We start from the raw sequence: 16,134 nt of genomic DNA on the forward strand, positions 1-16,134 counted from the left end.
GATTAGCGTCCTCCGATGGCAGGCGCATCGGGCTGGGGTGCCTGCTGGACTGGTGCAGGCGGCCAAGCAGGATGCTCGCGGCTTTGCTGCTGCAGCTGTTGCAGGCTCGTTTCGACCGGTGTGTCGGTAACGGCCGCAGCATTGACGCCAACCCGCAGCGCGGCTGGATCACCTGGACGACCCTGCAGCATAAAGAGCGTTTCCCCAGCGGCGCGGCCACCAACGGCATTGCTAGCGACCAGCTGATCCACGCGGGTCATGCCGGCGGCCTTTGCCTCGTAGAGCATTTGCAGGCTGTAGTCATCGGAGCGATGCGCGTACTGTCCGCCCATAGCCTGCAGGCGCGTGCTGATCTGCTGCTGCAGCCCGTGATCTGGATGTCCGGGCTGTCGAGGGTCGTCGTGACCTTCCACCGGCTGCCTGCCACCCATGTCCTGGACATGGTCTGGCGAAACTGAAGACAACACGTACTGCCAGCGGTTCTGGTCCGGATTTCCACGCACGGTTTGGACGAAAGTGTCGTACTCGTTACCACCGATCGTCTGACAGCCTGCAGAATCGGTATTTAACCTGCTACCACGATGGATCTTGAAGGTGTCGTTCAGATCCTGGACGCCATGGGTATCCCGGGCATCAAACCATCCATCGCCATTGCTGTCCCGCTCCACCCGATTTGCGCCCGCAGCGATCGCTTCCGCCGAAGGGCGCATCGCCCATTCGGTGGCTTTTCGATACGGGTGTTGGGCCGGCATCATTTCCGTGGTGCCTTCCGCCAGACGGCCCATGTCCGCAATACGGTCGCCATTGACGTCAGCGCCTTCCGTCTTCGCTCTCGTGAGCACATCCTCGAACCCCTGACTGCGTGGATTCGTCTTGGCATGGCCATCGTACTGCGCGGTGGGGTCGGTGGTGACCGTGTTGAATTCGCGCGCATGTCGACCTCCCTGTTGGTCATTCCAGAGCACGACGATGCGATCGTTGTAGTCGCCCTGACCACGTCGCACCGTCGTCCTGTCTTCCTGACGCAACCCAAGGATGACCCGCTCGTGATTGGCCAACGCGTCGGTCGCCGCTGGCTCGCCGCGCGTGGCCACGATGCTTGCGTAGACGTCGAACTGCTGAGCCTGGGGCAAGTCCCTGGTCTCTTCAACGGAGGGCATGCGCGGAGGTCGCGCGGCTTCGTTCAAGCGCCGCAACATCGGCTGCACCACCTCGCTGTCCACTGCCCGCACGCCGCCGGGCTGGCGGAGTGCGGCCAATTCAGCGGCACCGCGTACCGACACATAGCGATCAAGGGATTCCTGCACGACTGGCGCCTGGTCGCTCCGAAGCGCTTCGAGCCTGGCGGCGGCCTGCCTGGCCTGCTGCTGTTGAAGCAGCGCGACGACTTCATTGGCTGAAACGTCGATATCAATCTCGGGCATGGCTCGATCCTTGAGAGCACCGGAAAGTACATGCCGAGTCTACGTCGATTCGAAAAGCAGCGTACACATCGCAATCAGGGTGAATCGTCCGGACATTCGTATGGTTGTCTCGCGCGTTACACCGTGCGGGTGCGGCACAGCCCTGCAGGAGGATTGTGCGCCGCACCAACCCCGGCTAAGTTCATCGCTCACCCCCCATCGAGCTCAGCGATATCCCGCGCCCTGCCCTCGCCTTCGCCGATCGATGCCGTGCCGCCGGCGGGGCCGCTGTGGCTGCTGGCGATCCAGCATGTGCTGGTGATGTATGCCGGGGCGGTGGCGGTGCCGTTGATCGTGGCCGGGGGGCTGCATCTGTCGCGCGAGGACACGGCCTTCCTGGTCAGTGCGGACCTGTTCTGCTGCGGGCTGGCGACGCTGGTGCAGTCGCTGGGGCTCGGCGGCTTCGGCATCCGTCTGCCGGTAGTGATGGCGGCCACCTTCGCCAGCGTGGGGCCGATGATCGCCATCGGCGGCAATCCGGCGCTGGGCCTGCCCTATGTCTTCGGCGCCAATCTGGTCGCCGGCGTGGTCGGCATCCTGGCCGCGCCACTGATCGGGCGGCTGCTGCGGCTGTTCCCGCCGGTGGTCACCGGCACGGTCATCACGGTGATCGGGCTGACCCTGGTCGGGGTGGCGGTGAACTGGGCCGCCGGCGGCGTGGGCGCGGCCGACTACGGCGCGCCGATCAATCTGGGTCTGGCCGCGGTGGTGCTGCTGGGCGTGCTGGCGCTGCTGCGGCATGGGCGCGGCTTTATCGCCAACATCGGCGTGCTGCTGGGGCTGGCCGGCGGCATGGTCGTCGCTGCCCTGGCCGGGCACGTGGATGTGAGCGGCCTGCGCGAGGCGGCGTGGCTGGCGCCAGTGCTGCCTTTCCACTTCGGCGCACCGAAGTTCGAACTATGGTCCAGCGTGACGATGTGCGTGGTGCTGTTCATCGTGTTCGTCGAATCCACCGGCATGTTCCTGGCGCTGGGCGACATCGTGCAGCGCCCGGTGGATCGCCCGGCGCTGGTGCGCGGGCTGCGCGTGGACGGGCTAGCCACCCTGCTGGGCGGGGTGTTCAACGCCTTCCCCGATACCTCGTACTCGCAGAACATCGGGCTCGTCGCGCTGACCGGCGTGCGCAGCCGCTGGGTGTGCGTGCTGGCCGGCACGATCCTGATCGTGCTGGGGCTGGTGCCCAAGCTGGCGGTGCTGGTCGCCGCTGTGCCGCCGGCCGTGCTGGGCGGCGCGGGGCTGGTGATGTTCGGCATGGTCACCGCCAACGGCATCCGCGTGCTGGGGCTGGTGGACTTCCAGCGCCAGCGGCACAACCTGCTGATCGTCGCGGTCGGCGTGGGCCTGGCGATGGCGCCGGTGGCCGCGCCGGCCGTATTCGATCAACTGCCCAAGGCGCTGGCGCCGCTGCTGCACAGTGGCATCGCCCTGGCCACGCTGGCCTGCGTGGCGCTGAACCTGTGGTTCAACGGCCTGGGCGGCGCGCGCCCCTCCGAACCGCTGTCGCCCGAGTCGCCGCACGCCTGATGCCCGCACCTGCGATCCGCCCCTGGCAGCCGGCCGACCGCGATGCGGTGGGCGCACTGATCGTCGACATCCAGCGCGGCGAGTTCGGCCTGGACATCGACCTGGCCGCGCAGCCGGACCTGATCGATGTGGAAGGCTTCTACGGCCAGGGCCAAGGCGGCTTCTGGGTCGCCGAGGACGCGGGCCGGATCGTGGGCAGCATCGGCCTGCGCGATATCGGCGAGGGCGAGGCCGCGCTGCGCAAGATGTTCGTGGCGGCCAGCCATCGCGGCCACGCGCACGGCGTGGCGCCACGCCTACTGGCCACGCTGCTGGCGCATGCGCAGGCCCGCGAACTGCGCGCGATCTACCTGGGCACCACCGACCGCTTCCTCGCCGCGCACCGCTTCTACGAGAAGCATGGCTTTGCGCCGATCGCGCGCGAGGCGCTGCCGCCGCGCTTCCCGCTGATGGCGGTGGACTCGCGCTTTTACGTGCGCCGTCTGGCCCCCCATGAGCCAGCGCTTCAATTCGGCGCCGCACCTTCCTAGAGTGGGCCATCCCCAGGAGAACCCCCGCGATGCCCGATCCGAGCCTGCCCTACCCCCGCGACCTGATCGGTTACGGACGCCATGCGCCGCATGCCGACTGGCCCGGCGGTGCGCGGATCGCGGTGCAGTTCGTGCTCAATTACGAGGAAGGCGGCGAGAACAACGTCCTGCATGGCGACGCCGGGTCGGAGCAGTTCCTCAGCGAGATCGTCGGCGCGGCCTCGTATCCGGCGCGGCACATGAGCATGGAGTCGATCTACGAGTACGGTTCGCGCGTGGGCGTGTGGCGGATCCTGCGCGAATTCGAACGGCGCGGCCTGCCGCTGACGGTGTTCGGCGTGGCCATGGCGATGGCGCGCCACCCCGAGGCCACCGCAGCCTTCGTCGAGCTCGGCCATGAAGTGGCCAGCCACGGCTGGCGCTGGATCCACTACCAGGACATGGACCCGGCCACCGAGCGCGGACACCTGCAGCGTGCGGTCGAGCTGCACACGCGGCTGACCGGCAGTGCGCCGCTGGGCTGGTACACCGGGCGCGACAGTCCCAACACGCGGCGGCTGGTGGTCGAGCACGGCGGCTTCGCCTACGACGCGGACTACTACGGCGACGATCTGCCGTTCTGGACCCAGGTCGAGACCGCCGACGGCGCGCGCAAGCCGCATCTGGTGGTGCCCTACACGCTGGACGCCAACGACATGCGCTTCGCCACCCCACAGGGCTTCAACACCGCCACCCAGTTCTTCGACTACCTGCGCGACAGCTTCGACGTGCTCTACGCCGAGGGCGAGGACGCGCCGAAGATGCTCTCGGTGGGCATGCACTGCCGGCTGCTGGGGCGGCCGGGGCGCTTGGTCGCGCTGCAGCGCTTTCTGGACCACATCGCCAAGCACGACAAGGTGTGGGTGTGCCGGCGCATCGACATCGCGCGCCACTGGCAGCAGCGGCATCCGTTCGTGGTGGCCGCATGATCGCCCTGGCCGAACTCAACGCCTTGCCGCGCGATGCCTTCATCGGCGCGCTGGCGGGCATCTTCGAACACTCGCCCTGGGTGCCGGCCGGCGTCGCGGCCACGCGGCCCTATCCCTCGCGCGAGGCGCTGCATGCGGCCATGTGCCAGGTGGTGCGCGAGGCCGGCGTCGAGGCGCAGCTCGGCCTGATCCGCGCCCACCCCGAGCTGGCCGGCAAGGCGGCCATCGCCGGCGAGCTCACCGCGCATTCGGCCAGCGAGCAGCGTGGCGCCGGCCTGGACCAGTGCACGCCCGCCGAGTACGCCGACCTGGTGGAGCTCAACCGCCGCTATCGCGAACGGCACGGCTTTCCCTTCATCCTGGCCGTGCGCGGCCACACGCGCGCCAGCATCATCGCCGCGCTGCGCCAGCGCGTGGAGCAGCCGACCGAGGTGGAGATCGCCACCTGTCTGGAACAGATCGAGAAGATCGCCAGGCTGCGCCTGGACGATCTGGTCGCAGATTGATGGCTTGAAGCGATGCTTGTTCCCTGTGGGAGCCGCCATGGCGGCTCCCACAGGGCGACTGGAACAAAGGGCCGCCTTCCCTGGCAGCCAGCCCCACTCAGAAACCCAGATCGGTCAGGAAGCGCTTGGTGTAGGCCAGCACGCCCGGGCCCGTGTAGGAATTGCAGATCGGCGAGGCATAGTCCGACGGCGCCGCGCACGGCGTGTCGCGATCCAGCGACCAGTGGTGGACGCCGGCCAGGCCGTTCTGCGCGGCATACAACGCCACGGTGTCGACGTCGGCCAGGGTGAAGATCTCATCGGCCGTATCGTTGCGACCCAGCATCGGCGTCACCTCGATGTGCTGCGGCGCGATGCCGTAGGTGTGACGCAGGTTCTCCACGGCCTTGATGGTCGAGGCTCCCATGTCGCACAGCCCGCCGCTCTTGAGCACGCAGTTGGAGGCCTGGGCGCGGCCGAAGTCCATCACCATCAGGTTGATCGTGTAGTGCTGCAGGCCGGAGGCCAGCACCGCTTGGATCACCTGGTTGCCGAGCGCGTTGACGCCGCCGTAGCTGCCGTCCGACGCGGCCAGCGTGGCCAGGGTGAAGGAGAAGCGGATGCCGGGATACTGGCTCTCGACCACCTTGGCCGCGGCCACCAGCGCATCGGTCTGGGCCTGGGTCTGGCCGCCTTCGATGTCGAAGTCCACGCCGATCATGTGCGGGGTGTAGTAGCGGGCGATGAAGTTGGCCAGGCCTGTCGCGCTGCCGCAGGTGAAGGTGCCCGAGGCGCCGCCGGTGGAGACGATGTAGTTGACGCCGGCGTTGTTGAGTACCGGGATGTTGGCGTTCTTGAAGGCATCGGCCGATACGCCGCCCCAGGTCTCGCTGCCGCAGGTGCCGGTCGCGAAGGCCAGCGTCACCGCCTGCAGGTTCGGTACCTGGGTGGAGATCAAGCTGCCCGCGCCCGCCACCGGCAACGCGGTGCCGGTGACCTTGGACTGCATGACATTGGTGTTCCAGTTGAGGTTGATCGTGACGTCCTTGTAGGGACTGAACACGAAGCTGGGATAGGTCGGGTTGGTCGGCGTTCCGCCGCCACCGCCACCGCCACCACCACCGCCTCCTCCGCCCCCGCCGCCGGAGGACGAACAGGCCCCCTGCGAGGTCCAGGGCTGGCCCGACCCGGCGCCGCCGTTGTGCGTGGCCGGGTCATCGCCCTGGGTCCACCAGTTGGCCACGTAGTTGATGCCGCTCTTGCTGGCGGTATTGCCGCCGGTATAGACGGACGAGGCGCTCCATGCCGCCGCGCATGCGGTCTGGGCCTGCGCCGACTGCATCGGGACGAAGGTGACGACGGCCGCCGAAGCCAGCGATCCGAGGATGCCGGTGGTGGCGCTTGCGCTGATCAACGACCACAACATCGATTTGCGGGTGGACTTCATGTCTCTCTCCAGTGGATGGCGCGTTGCGTTGCGAGAACTCCGCCTGGGCGTTGTCGACCGGCCTTCCCCCAACGGCGGGCGCCAGGCTGCGAGCGCGGCATCTGTCGTTCTTGACATGTGCCGCAAACCGAACGTGCTTTGCAGAAGACAACGTTGTCAACGCATGATGTGCGGTTCTGTGGGCTTAGTCCCAATGGCTGCGGATGGCCCTGGAAAAGCTGGAATTTGACTTCTGCGTGACCGTTTGACGTCCGCACGAGGCCATTCGACGGCGACGCGTCGGTCCTGGGCAGTGGCGGCGTGCGATGCGCGAAGACGCCTTGCGGGGCCGCGGCGGCCTCACGCGTGCGTGCGCCAGGGCACCAGCAGCATGGCATCCGTCGTTGTCGGACTTCGACGCGCTGCCGGGCCTCGCGGTAGACGCCGGTCCTTCGGCCGGCATGCACGACCCCACTTGGCGGTCGCCCATGTCCGCTGCGGACATCCAGCGATGTCGCGCGACGTTGTCCGATCCAGGACAAGCGCCGGTGGCGCTGGCACCGTTTTCTCGATGCGCCTTGGCCGGCTTTAGGCGCTGGCCTGCTGCACTGCGTCGTGCGCGAAGGCCGGCGCTAGCCGGCGTGGCGCTGCTTCAGCACCGCGACCGCGTCGGCCAGGGACAGCCCACGGGCGCGCAACAGGACGGTGAGGTGGTAGAGCAGATCGGCGCTTTCGCCGAGCAGTTCGGCATCGCCCTGGGCGACGCCGGCCAGCGCGGTTTCCACGCCCTCCTCGCCCACCTTCTGCGCGATGCGGCGCGTTCCGCCCTCGAACAGGCGCGTGGTGTAGCTGCCTTCCGGTCGCCGCGCGTGGCGCTGCGCGATCAGCGCGTCGAGCTCCCCCAGGAACCCGATGTCCGTTGGAGCCGCCCTTGTGGCCTCTTGGCCAACGGCGGCGCTGGGGCTTGCCCGGGGAGGCTCCTTCGCCGCCGTGGCGGCTCCCACGCCCGCCAAACCCGGCGCCTCGGCAAAGCAGCTGGGCCGCTGCAGGTGGCAGGTGTGCCCGTGCGGGCGCGCCAGCACCAGCAGCGTGTCGTTGTCGCAGTCGGCCTGGATGTCCACCACGTCCAGGAAGTGCCCGGAGGTCTCGCCCTTGGTCCACAGGCGCTGCTTGCTGCGGCTGTAGAAGGTGACGTGGCCGCGCTCACGCGTGACCCGCAGGGCTTCTTCGTTCATGTAGCCCAGCATCAGCACGCGCAGCGTGTCGGCGTCCTGCACCACGGCAGGCAGCAGGCCCTCGCCCTTGGCCCAGTCCAGTGTGTCGGTCGTATCCATCGGTTCGGAATCCATGGGAAGGCCGCTCACGCGGCCGGGCGCACGGCGATGCCGGCATCGGCCAGCGTGCGCTTGAGGTCGGGGATGGCGATGGCGCCGCTGTGGAACACGCTGGCGGCCAGCGCCGCGTCCACGTCGGCGTCCTGGAAGGCGCTGACGAAATGCTCCGGCGCGCCGGCACCGCCCGAGGCGACCAGCGGCACATGGCACAGCGCGCGCGCGGCCTGGAGCTGCTCGATGTCGTAGCCGCGGCGCACGCCGTCGCTGTCCATGCAGTTGAGCACGATCTCGCCCGCGCCCAGCTCCTGGGCCTGCACGATCCAGTCCAGCGTGCGCAGGCCCTCGGCGCGGGTCTTGCTCGGGTCGCCGGTATAGCTGCGCACGCGCCACTGCCCGTCCGCCTCGCGCACCGAATCGATGCCCACCACCACGCACTGCACGCCGAAGGCCGTGGCCAGCTCGCCGATCAGCGCCGGCCGTTCCAGCGCCGGGGTGTTGATCGAGACCTTGTCCGCGCCGGCATGCAGCACCGCGCGCGCGGTCTCCACGCTGCGGATGCCACCGGCCACGCAGAACGGGATGTCGAGCAGGCGCGAGACCTTCTCCACCCAGCCGTAGTCCACCGAGCGGCCTTCCGGGCTGGCGCCGATGTCGTAGAACACCAGTTCGTCGGCCCCGGCGTCGCGATAGCGCAGCGCCAGTTCGGCGATGTCGCCCATGTCGACGTGGTCGCGGAATTTCACGCCCTTGACCACGCGCCCGCCGCGCACGTCCAGGCAGGGCACGATGCGCCGGCTCAGCATGCGGCGGCCTCCGCGAAGGCCTGTTCCAGCGTGAAGCGGCCTTCCAGCAGCGCGCGGCCCAGCACGATGCCGCCGCAGCCGGCGCGCTTGGCCTCGCGCACGTCGCCGACCGCATGCACGCCGCCGGAGGCCTGCACCTGCACCCCGGGCAGCAGCGCGACCAGGTGCCGGTAGAGGGCGAAGTTGGGGCCGCTCAGCATGCCGTCGCGGGCGATGTCGGTGCACAGCAGCTGCTGCAGACCGGCATCGGCATAGCGCACGGCGAGTTCGTCCAGGGCCACGCCCGAACCCTCGGTCCAGCCGTGGATCGGCAGCTGCCACACGCCCGCCGCGTCCTGGCGCGCGTCCAGCGCCACGGTGATGCGCTCGGGGCCGAACTCGGCCAGCCAGCTCAGCACCTCAAGCGGTGCGCGCACCGCCAGCGAGCCGATCACCACGCGCGTCGCGCCCGCCTCCAGCAGTGCGAGCACATCGCTGCGCCCGCGCACGCCGCCGCCGGTCTGCACCTGCAGGCCGGTGGTCTGGCGCAACGCGCGCAGCAGCGGTGCCAGGGTGTAGCCGCCGGCGCGCGCCGCATCCAGATCCACCAGGTGCAGCCAGCGCGCGCCCTGGTCGGCATAGCCTCTTGCGGCGGCCAGCGGATCGTCGCCGTAGGTCGTTTCGCGTTCGTAGTCGCCCTGGGCCAGGCGCACCACGCGCCCGCCGCGCACGTCGATGGCGGGATAGAGCTGGAAGGAGGATTCGGAAGTCATGGGCGAAGGTGCGGGCGCAGGCATCAGGCCAGGCCGTATTCGATGAAGTTGCGCAGCAGGCGCGCGCCGGTGGCGGCCGAGCGCTCGGGGTGGAACTGCGCGCCGGCCACGCGGCCGCGCTGCACCACCGCCGCGAAGGCCTGGCCGTGCGTGGTCGTGCTCAGGCAGTCCTCGCCGACCGGCGCGGCGTAGCTGTGCACGAAGTAGGCCTGGTCCTGCGCGCTGATGCCGGCGGTCAGCGAGGCCGCGCGCGTCTGGGTGAGCGTGTTCCAGCCCATGTGCGGCACGCGGATGCCGGCGGCCACGGGCAGCTTGCCGACGCGGCCGGCCAGCAGGCCCAGGCACGGGGTGTCGTCCTCTTCGGAATGTTCGAACAGCACCTGCATGCCCACGCACACGCCCAGCAGCGGCGCCTCCAGCGAGCGGAGGGTGTCGATCAGGTCCAGTTCGCGCAGCCGCGCCATCACCTGCGCCGCCGCGCCGACGCCGGGCAGGATCACCCGCTGCGCGCCGCGGATCACCTGCGCATCGGTGGTCAGCTGCGCCTCCACGCCCAGCCGGCCCAGCGCATAGCACACCGAGCCGATGTTGGCGCCGCCGGCGTCGATCAGGGCCAGCGCGGTCACAGCGCCCCCTTGGTCGAGGGCAGCTCGGAGCCTTCGCGCCGGATCGCCTGGCGCAGCGCGCGCGCCAGCGCCTTGAAGCAGCCCTCGACCTGGTGGTGGTCGTTGTCGCCGCGCACCTGCAGGTTGAGATTGAGCCCGGCCGCATCGCACAGCGAGCGGAAGAAATGCGGCACCAGCTCGGTCGGCATGTCGCCCACGCGCTCGCGCTTGAACGCACCGTCGAACACCAGGTACGGCCGCCCGGAGAAGTCCAGCGCCGCGCTGACCAGGCACTCGTCCATGGGCAGGGTGAAGCCGTAGCGGCCGATGCCGCGCTTATCGCCCAGCGCCTGCTTCAGGGCCTCGCCCAGCGCCAGCGCGGTGTCCTCGATGGTGTGGTGCTCGTCGATGTGCAGATCGCCGGTGGTCTGGATCTGCAGCGCGAAGCCGCCGTGCTTGCCGATCTGTTCGAGCATGTGGTCGAAGAACGACAGGCCGGTGTGGATCTTGGGCTCGGCCACCTTGTCCAGGTCCAGTTCGACCAGGATGTCGGTCTCCTTGGTCTTGCGCCGCACCCGCGCCGTGCGCGGCTTGTCGGCCAGCGCATGGGCGATGCCGGCCCAGTCCCACTCCCCGCCGAACTGCGCAGTCTTGAGCTGGAAGCCATGGATGCCCAGGTTCTCGGCGAAGCGGATGTCGGTCTCGCGATCACCGACCATGGCCGAGCCGTCCAGGTCGATGCCGCGGTCGCGCAGGTAGTGCATCACCAGGCCCAGGCCCGGCTTGCGCGTGGGCGCGTTGTCGGCCGGCCAGCTGCAGTCCACCAACACCTCGCGGAAGGTGATGCCCTGGCTTTCGAAGATCTGCAGCATCAGGTCGTTGGGCCCGTCGAAACGTTCGCGCGGATAGGCTTCGCTGCCCAGCCCGTCCTGGTTGGTGACGATGACGAACTGGAAGCCGGCATCGCGCAGCTTCAGCAGCGCCGGGATCACGCCCTTGACGAAGCGCAGCTTCTCGTAGGCGTCGATCTGGAAGTCGTCCGGCTCCTCGATCAGGGTGCCGTCGCGGTCGACGAACAGGATCTTCTGGCTCATGCGGCCACCGCCTGCGCATTGAGCGCGGCCAGCACGCGGGCGTTCTGCTCGGGCGCGCCGATGGTGATGCGCAGCGCATCACCCAGCTGCGGCGCGGCGCGCTGGTCGCGCACCACGATGCCGGCAGCCAGCAGCGCGCCAAACGCGCCTTCGGCATCGTCGAAGCGCACCAGCAGGAAGTTGGCGTCCGAGGCGTACACGCGTCGCACCCCGGGCAGGACCGACAGGGCCGCGGCCAGCCGCGCGCGCTCCTCGATCACCGTGGCGATGCGCGCGCGCGTGGCCGCCAGGGCGGCCGGCGACAGCCCGGCCACGGCCAGCTCCGCGCACGGCGTGGGCACCGGATACGGCGCCTGGCAGGCGCGCAGCACGGCCACCAGGCGCGCATCGGCGATCACCACGCCCACGCGCGCGGCGGCCAGGGCGTGGGCCTTGGACAGCGTGCGCAGCACGGCCACTTCCGGATAGCGCGCGCGCAGCGTCAGCGCCGAGGGCACTTCCGAGAATTCGCCGTAGGCCTCATCGACCACCACCAGGGCGCGGCCCTGCAGGCGCTGCAGCAGCGCCTCGATCTGGGCCAGCGGGATCGACGCGCCGGTCGGGTTGGCCGGCGAGCACAGGAACACGAGCTTGGCGCCCTGCTCCAGCACCGCGTGTGCGATCGCGTCGAAATCCGGCGCGAAGCCGTCCGGCCCGTCGACCAGCGGCGCCTCGATCAGCCGCGCATCCTGCAGGCGCGCGCTGACCGCGTACATGCCGAACACCGGCGGGGTGACGACCACCGCATCGCGCCCGGCCACGCACAGCGTGCGCACCAGCAGATCGATGGCCTCGTCGCTGCCGCGGCCGATCAGCAGGTCCTCCGGCGCGCAGCCGTACAGGCCGGACAGCGCGGACTTCAGCGCGGCCGGCTGTGGATCGGGGTAGCGGCGCGAGGTCGCGCTGGCGTCGGCCGGATTGCTCCAGGCGCTCTCGTTGGCGTTGAGCCAGACATCGCCGCGCAGGGCTTCGGTGCGGGCGGACTTGTAGCCGCCGAATCCGCGCAGGTCCGGGCGGACCAGGTCGAGCGGATCGCGGGGCATCGGATCGGGCGCGCTCATCGGGCCGCCTCCGCCAGGCGCAGGCGCACGGCGTTGGCGTGCGCCTCCAGGCTCTCGGCCTCGGCAAGGGTCACCGCGGAGGGCCCGATCGCCAGGATGCCGGCGGCACTGGCCGACTGCACGCTGACGAAGTTCTGGAAGCTGGCGACCGACACGCCGCTGTAGGCGCGCGCCGCGCCGCTGGTGGGCAGCACGTGGTTGGTGCCGCTGCAGTAGTCGCCCAGCGCCTCGGGCGTGTAGTCGCCCAGGAACACCGAACCGGCCGCCTCGACCCTGGGCAGCCACACGCGCGGTTCGCGCAGGGCCAGGATCAGGTGCTCGGGCGCATAGCGGTTGCTGATGGCGAAGGCCTCCTCCAGGGTCCGTACCTGCACCAGGCGCGAGGCCGACAGCGCGCGGCGCGCGATGTCCGCCCGCGGCAGCGCGGCCAGCTGCGTGGCCAGCGCGGCCTCGACGCGATCCAGCAGGCCGGCGTCGTCGGACAGCAGCAGCACCTGCGAATCCGGGCCGTGCTCGGCCTGCGACAGCAGGTCGGCGGCGACGAAGTCGGCATTGGCGCCGGCATCGGCGATCACCAGCACCTCCGACGGGCCGGCCGGCATGTCGATGGCGGCCGCACCGCGCTGCGCGACCTGTTGCTTGGCCTCGGTGACGTAGCTATTGCCCGGGCCGAACAGCTTGTCGCAGGCCGGCACCGGCCCGGCGCCGTAGGCCATCGCGGCGATGGCCTGGGCGCCGCCGAGCACGAACACCCGGTTCACGCCGGTCAGGCGCGCGGCGACCAGCACGGCCGGATCGGCGGTGCCGTCCTTGCGCGGCGGCGTGCACAGCACCACCTCGCGGCAGCCGGCCAGCTGGGCGGGCACGCCGAGCATCAGCGCCGTCGAGGGCAGCGGCGCGCTGCCGGCCGGCACATACAGGCCGACCCGGCCGATCGGGCGGATCACGCGTTCGCAGACCACGCCCGGCGCGGTCTCCACCGCATACGGCTGCGCCATGCCGGCCTTGTGGAAGGCGGTGATGCGCGCGGCGGCTTCGACCATGGCCTGCTTCAGCGCCGGGTCGATGGCCGCTTCGGCAGCGGCGAACTGGTCCTCGCCGACCTCGAAGGAGGCCGGCGCGGCGCCGTCGAAGCGCTGGGTGATCGCACGCAGCGCTTCGAGCCCGCCGCTGCGCACCTCGTCGATCAGCGCGGCGACGGTGCGGCGGGTCTGCTCGGCCACGGTCTGCGCCGGGCGCTCCAGGGTCTGCGCCCGGGCCTGGGCATCCAGCGCGTCCCAGACGATGCGCTGTGCGTTGGGGGATGCGGGGCGAAGGTTCGCGTTCATGCCAGCGAGCGCTCCACCGACAGCACCATCAGGCCGCGCGCGCCGGCGCGTTCGAGTTCCTCCAGCTGCTGCCAGCTGATGGCCGTGTGGCACATGGTCTGCAGCGAGATGCCTTCGGCGTGGTCGCCGGGCAGCTGCACCAGCGGCTCGGCATCGGCCAGCAGGCGGCTCAGCGCGGGCACGGTGTCGGGCGCGGCGCGGAACATCAGCAGCTTGCTGTCCTTGAGCTTGAGCACGCCGTCCATGCGCCGCAGCAGCATCGCCGACAGGTCGGCGCGCGCATCGTTGAAGCCGCGCACCGGCCCGGCCAGCACGGCCTCGCTCTCCAGCAGGGTCTCCACCGGCTTGAGCTGGTTGGCCTTCAGCGTCGCGCCGCTGGAGACCAGGTCGCAGATCAGGTCGGCGGTATCGAGCTTGGGCGCGATCTCGACCGAGCCGGACAGTTCGACCACCGCGGCCTCAACGCCGCGCGCGGACAGCCACTGGCGCAGGATCGCCGGATAGCTGGTGGCGATGCGCAGGCCCTGCAGCTGCTGCGCGCCCTGCCACTCCCAGCTCTCGGGGATGGCCAGCATCAGCCGGCAGCCGCCGAAGCCCAGCGGACGCACCTCGCGATACGCGGGCGACAGGCCGATCTCCAGGCGCGCATTGGCCTGCTCGTCCAGCTCGTTGCGGCCGACGATGCCGTAGTCGCATACCCCATCGGCGATCAGGCCGGGGATGTCGTCATCGCGCACCAGCAGCAGGTCCACGGGCAGGGATTCGCCGTAGCAGAACAGCTTGTCGCGGCTCTCGCGCCAGCTCAGGCCGCAGGCGGCCAGCAGGCTGCGCGCCGGGTCGGCCAGGCGGCCGGATTTCTGGATGGCGATGCGCAGACGGTCGCGCGTCGCGTTGGCAACGATGGGAGGCATGGCAGAGAACTTCAGTGAGAGGCGATGGTGCGCGACTGCTGGCGGCGCAGGGCGGCGGCATAGCCGCCGGTGCCGGTTTCCAGCGTGCGCGCCACGCGCCCGATGGTGGTGACGCTGACCTCGGTCAGCTCGTGGATCTCGCGGTAGGGCACGCCCTTGAGCAGCAGCGGCACCACGCGCCAGCGATCGGCCATGGCTTCCAGCTCGGCGGGCGTGCACAGATCGACCAGGAACGCGCGCACTTCCTCCGGCTTGGTCAGGCCCGCCAGCGCGCGCGCCAGCGACTGCTGGGCCAGGCTGGTGGTCTTCTCGTCGGTCTCGGTGCGGCGCTTCATGGCTGTCTCAACGTATTAACGCGCTATCACATTAGCACGACGCGGCATCTCGCGGCAACCGTCTCCGAGGCACCGGATGAACCGCAAGGCGGACATTGCTAGGATCCGGCCAGGAACCCGCAGGGTCCGGACCACCCACGAAAAGGAATCGTCGTGTCGCGCACTTTCTGCCGCTCCGTTCTGGCGGGCATGCTGGGCATCGCCCTGTTCAGCTCTGGCGTCACACCCGGCCTTGCCGATTCACCGGATGCCTCCGACTCATCATCCCAAGCCGCGGCCGGTCATACCGTTCCGCGACCTCCGCTGCGCTCCCGCGCCGAACTCGATGCCTGGCTCAAGGCCAATGCGGGCAAGCCGACGCCGTTCGACGCCTTCTCGGCCGGCGGGCGCGAACGCGTCCTTGCCGGCCTGGAGTTCTCGAGCGATGGACTCGGCAGCATTCCCTTCGATGAACTGCGTTGGCAGCTCGACAGATCACAGGCCGAGCAACTGCTGGAACTGTTCGGCCGGGAAGCCTGGGCCGGCATGCTCGACTACCACCAGATCCCGGCGCGCTGGAAAGGTAGCGCGACCAAGACAAGCGACATGGACCACCGCTACCAGGCTTCGCTCGCGGACGACGCGGCGACCTACGATGCGGATGAATTCCAGTACCAGCGCAACGTCAGTGCGTCCTATCGAAAGCACTTCCCGTCGGCGCTTTTTGCACGGGCCGACGGGCTTTCAGATCCCGACCTGCTGCTGCTCGCACGGGCGACGGCATCGGCGGTCCGTTTCACAAGTGCGCAGCCCGAGACGGACGACCTGCTGGTGCTCTTACCGGTGCTGCGACAGCGGGGCCTGGACATCACCCCACTGGCCAAGGTGGCCCAGCAAAGTCTGATGGCGACCGCCCAACTGGAGCGGGCCCGTGCCCTGGCCAGCCGGTATCCATCGGTCCGCTTCGACGCGATTCCCCTCGTCACGACCGCGCCGGAGCGCCTGCCCGCAGGACCGAAATGGTGGCGCCTGTCTCCCGATGGAACCTCGATGGAGGCGCAGTCGGCGGACCTTTCCGGCACGCACCTGTTCGTCATGGCAGGCTGCCACTTCTCCATCGATGCGGCCGAGGACATCGGCAACGACGCCGAGCTGAAACCCGTCTTCGCCACCCAGGCGCGGTGGCTGGGCGAACCGCCCGGGCGGGAGGACATCGCGAACTGGAGAGACTGGAACGACAGGTTCCCCGGGATGCCGATGCACCTGCTGACCCGGCGCCAGGACTGGCCGATGTTCCCCACCTGGTCCATGCCCAACTACGTCGTCGTACGCGACGGCAAGGTCATCGATCAGACCAGAGGCTCCTGGCGCGGCATGCCTGAGAACCGCATCGCCCTGATCGAGATGCTGCGCCGCCATGGGCTGATGCCGCCGGCGGGGGCGAAGCACTGATCGCGCACGATGCGCTTGCGGGAGCCACCATGGCGGCTCCCACCG

The 16,134-nt window shown here is 69.8% G+C and carries 16 protein-coding genes; 5 read left to right on the forward strand and 11 right to left on the reverse strand.

From position 1 onward, the window contains the following. Window positions 1-2: 2 nt before the first annotated feature. Window positions 3-1,424, reverse strand: a complete 1,422-nt coding sequence (locus LAJ50_RS11250; protein WP_138653092.1) for an XVIPCD domain-containing protein — start codon at window positions 1,422-1,424, stop codon at window positions 3-5. A 249-nt stretch (window positions 1,425-1,673) separates the two neighbouring features. Here LAJ50_RS11250 and LAJ50_RS11255 point away from each other — a divergent pair, with 249 nt between their 5' ends. The 4 genes from LAJ50_RS11255 to uraD are packed head-to-tail and all read left to right on the forward strand — an operon-like array spanning window position 1,674 to window position 4,991. Further along, on the forward strand, window positions 1,674-2,987 hold the full coding sequence (locus LAJ50_RS11255) for a nucleobase:cation symporter-2 family protein (protein ID WP_224096305.1): 1,314 nt from the start codon (window positions 1,674-1,676) through the stop codon (window positions 2,985-2,987). Beyond that, window positions 2,987-3,517 (forward strand): GNAT family N-acetyltransferase, encoded by a 531-nt coding sequence (locus tag LAJ50_RS11260; protein WP_130552521.1) that lies wholly within the window; start codon window positions 2,987-2,989, stop codon window positions 3,515-3,517. Before LAJ50_RS11255 ends, LAJ50_RS11260 begins: the two co-directional genes overlap by 1 nt. A 29-nt stretch (window positions 3,518-3,546) precedes the next feature. Next, a complete protein-coding gene (gene puuE / locus LAJ50_RS11265) occupies window positions 3,547-4,485 on the forward strand; it encodes an allantoinase PuuE (RefSeq protein WP_130552522.1) in 939 nt (312 codons plus the stop codon). Then, window positions 4,482-4,991 carry a 2-oxo-4-hydroxy-4-carboxy-5-ureidoimidazoline decarboxylase gene (gene uraD / locus LAJ50_RS11270; protein WP_130552523.1) on the forward strand — a complete coding sequence of 170 codons (510 nt, stop codon included), beginning with the start codon at window positions 4,482-4,484 and terminating at the stop codon, window positions 4,989-4,991. Before puuE ends, uraD begins: the two co-directional genes overlap by 4 nt. Before the next feature lie 97 nt (window positions 4,992-5,088). On the opposite strand, the gene LAJ50_RS11275 is transcribed toward uraD, so the two are convergent. The 10 genes from LAJ50_RS11275 to LAJ50_RS11320 form a co-directional block, all read right to left on the reverse strand. Continuing rightward, a complete protein-coding gene (locus tag LAJ50_RS11275) occupies window positions 5,089-6,417 on the reverse strand; it encodes a carbohydrate-binding protein (RefSeq protein ID WP_171044592.1) in 1,329 nt (442 codons plus the stop codon). Window positions 6,418-7,028: 611 nt separating this feature from the next. Then, window positions 7,029-7,730 carry a bifunctional phosphoribosyl-AMP cyclohydrolase/phosphoribosyl-ATP diphosphatase HisIE gene (gene hisIE / locus LAJ50_RS11280; protein ID WP_171044593.1) on the reverse strand — a complete coding sequence of 234 codons (702 nt, stop codon included), beginning with the start codon at window positions 7,728-7,730 and terminating at the stop codon, window positions 7,029-7,031. Between the two features lie 26 nt (window positions 7,731-7,756). After that, entirely contained in the window at window positions 7,757-8,533 is a 777-nt protein-coding gene (hisF, locus tag LAJ50_RS11285) for an imidazole glycerol phosphate synthase subunit HisF (protein ID WP_130552525.1), read from the reverse strand. After that, on the reverse strand, window positions 8,527-9,285 hold the full coding sequence (gene hisA / locus LAJ50_RS11290; RefSeq protein ID WP_138653096.1) for a 1-(5-phosphoribosyl)-5-[(5-phosphoribosylamino)methylideneamino]imidazole-4-carboxamide isomerase: 759 nt from the start codon (window positions 9,283-9,285) through the stop codon (window positions 8,527-8,529). The genes hisF and hisA overlap by 7 nt, the downstream gene beginning before the upstream one ends. A 23-nt stretch (window positions 9,286-9,308) precedes the next feature. Further along, entirely contained in the window at window positions 9,309-9,911 is a 603-nt protein-coding gene (gene hisH / locus LAJ50_RS11295) for an imidazole glycerol phosphate synthase subunit HisH (RefSeq protein ID WP_138653098.1), read from the reverse strand. Next, on the reverse strand, window positions 9,908-10,984 hold the full coding sequence (hisB, locus tag LAJ50_RS11300; protein ID WP_138653100.1) for a bifunctional histidinol-phosphatase/imidazoleglycerol-phosphate dehydratase HisB: 1,077 nt from the start codon (window positions 10,982-10,984) through the stop codon (window positions 9,908-9,910). Before hisB ends, hisH begins: the two co-directional genes overlap by 4 nt. After that, a complete protein-coding gene (gene hisC, locus LAJ50_RS11305; RefSeq protein ID WP_165424191.1) occupies window positions 10,981-12,084 on the reverse strand; it encodes a histidinol-phosphate transaminase in 1,104 nt (367 codons plus the stop codon). The genes hisB and hisC overlap by 4 nt, the downstream gene beginning before the upstream one ends. After that, window positions 12,081-13,412 carry a histidinol dehydrogenase gene (gene hisD, locus LAJ50_RS11310; RefSeq protein ID WP_138653102.1) on the reverse strand — a complete coding sequence of 444 codons (1,332 nt, stop codon included), beginning with the start codon at window positions 13,410-13,412 and terminating at the stop codon, window positions 12,081-12,083. Before hisD ends, hisC begins: the two co-directional genes overlap by 4 nt. Then, window positions 13,409-14,323 carry an ATP phosphoribosyltransferase gene (gene hisG / locus LAJ50_RS11315; RefSeq protein WP_130552530.1) on the reverse strand — a complete coding sequence of 305 codons (915 nt, stop codon included), beginning with the start codon at window positions 14,321-14,323 and terminating at the stop codon, window positions 13,409-13,411. The genes hisD and hisG overlap by 4 nt, the downstream gene beginning before the upstream one ends. An 11-nt stretch (window positions 14,324-14,334) precedes the next feature. Beyond that, complete coding sequence (locus LAJ50_RS11320) at window positions 14,335-14,658, reverse strand: YerC/YecD family TrpR-related protein (protein ID WP_130552531.1); 324 nt, start codon at window positions 14,656-14,658, stop codon at window positions 14,335-14,337. A gap of 153 nt (window positions 14,659-14,811) precedes the next feature. Here LAJ50_RS11320 and LAJ50_RS11325 point away from each other — a divergent pair, with 153 nt between their 5' ends. Continuing rightward, complete coding sequence (locus LAJ50_RS11325) at window positions 14,812-16,089, forward strand: hypothetical protein (protein WP_138653104.1); 1,278 nt, start codon at window positions 14,812-14,814, stop codon at window positions 16,087-16,089. Window positions 16,090-16,134: the final 45 nt, after the last annotated feature.

This window comes from Pseudoxanthomonas sp. X-1 (assembly GCF_020042665.1).
Classification (GTDB): Bacteria; Pseudomonadota; Gammaproteobacteria; order Xanthomonadales; family Xanthomonadaceae; genus Pseudoxanthomonas_A; species Pseudoxanthomonas_A spadix_A.